Annotated in this window: 1 protein-coding gene; it reads right to left on the reverse strand. The window is 69.7% G+C overall.

Translation table 11 applies throughout. The features are described from left to right. Positions 1-1,695: glucans biosynthesis glucosyltransferase MdoH (mdoH, locus tag HUK84_RS17125; RefSeq protein ID WP_176641340.1), on the reverse strand; the 1,695-nt coding region annotated here is incomplete at both ends.

Below are 1,695 nucleotides of genomic sequence, written 5' to 3' on the forward strand. Positions count from 1 at the left end.
CGGCGCGGTCGCCCGTGACCGCCGCCAGCGGAATGGCGAAGGCCAGTCCCAGCAGCACCGGGGTCATCCACAGGAACAGCGGGATCGAGACGCTCCACGCGCAGCCGCCCAGGATCAGCCCGAACAGCATATAGCGCCAGTAGGCCCGCGCGATATCGCCCAGCGGCACGCCGCCATCGTCGCGCCGCTGGGCGTTCCAGCCGGAATCCTGGCCCATCAGGATCGACAGCACGCCCGAGGTCTGGATCAGCATGGCGATCGGCGCCACCAGCCCGCCGATGACCGTCTCGACCAGCACCGACAGGCCGGCGCGCAGCGCGCCGCCGCATCCCTGCCGGGCCGGGCGGTCGAACAGCAGCGCGACATAGGCCATCAGCTTGGGCGCCAGCAGGATGGCCATGGTGCCGATGAACACGTATTTCGCCTGTTCGGGATCGACCTGCGGCCAGTTCGGATACAGGGATTTCGTGTCGCCGAAATATTCCGGCTTCTGGAAGCGGGTCTGCAGGGCGATCAGGATGCCGACCAGCAGGAAGACCAGCCACATCGGCGAGGTGACGTAGGAGCCGATGCCCATCATCATGTGCAGCCGGCTGACCCAGTGCAGGCCGCGCGTGCGCAGCACCTTGGCGTGCTGCAGGTTGCCCTGGCACCAGCGGCGGTCGCGGATGGCGATGTCGGTCAGCGAGGGGGGACTTTCCTCGTAGGAGCCGGCCAGGCCCGGGACCATGTGGATCGCCCAGCCGCCGCGGCGCATCAGCGCGGCCTCGACGAAATCGTGGCTGAGGATATGGCCGCCGAAGGGCTTGCGCCCCGGCAGATGCGGCAGGCCGGCCTGCTCGGCGAAGGCCCGGGTGCGGATCACCGCGTTATGGCCCCAGTAATTGCCTTCGGACCCGTGCCACCAGGCGATGCCGTGGGCGATCAGCGGCCCGTAGACCCGGCCGGCGAATTGCTGCATGCGCGCGAACAGGGTGGTGCCGTTGACGATCTCGGGCAGGGTCTGGATCAGCCCCACCTGGGGATGGCGCTCCATCGCCGCGGTGATGCGCACCAGGGTGCCGCCATCCATCAGGCTGTCGGCATCGAGCGTGACCATCTGCGGATAGGCGCCGCCGAAGCGGCGCACCCATTCGGCGATATTGCCCGCCTTGCGTTCGGTGTTGACCGGCCGGCGGCGGTAATAGACGCGCCCCCCCGCCCCGCCCCCGGTTCCGGCCGTCTCGGCGCGGAAGGCGAGGAACGCGGCCTCTTCGGCGACCCAGATATCGGGGTTGGTGGTGTCCGACAGGATGAAGATGTCGAATGCGTCCAGCCGTCCGGTGGCCGCGAGGCTGTCATGCATCGCCCGCAGCCCGGCCATCACCCGGCCCGGCGATTCGTTGTAGGTCGGCATCAGCAGGGCGGTGCGCGTCGACAGCGCCGGCAGGTCGCCGTCGCGCGCGATCCCCAGCCCCAGCCCGCCGCGCCGCAGCAGCGAGACGAACCCGCCGACCGACGAGGTGAAGGCCAGTGCGATCCACTGGAACAGCAGAACGAACAGCGCCAGCAGCACCGCGCCCAGCACCGAGAAGCCCGTCGCGTTCAGCACCAGGTTCATCTCGTACGCGCCGTAGCCCGTCAGCAGGCTGGCCGAGCCGATGACCGCCAGCCGGCGCAGGGCGATGAAGCGCGGCGCGGTCACCGGCATGCGCG

The organism is Nguyenibacter vanlangensis (assembly GCF_013376155.1).
GTDB classification, from domain to species: Bacteria; Pseudomonadota; Alphaproteobacteria; order Acetobacterales; family Acetobacteraceae; genus Gluconacetobacter; species Gluconacetobacter vanlangensis.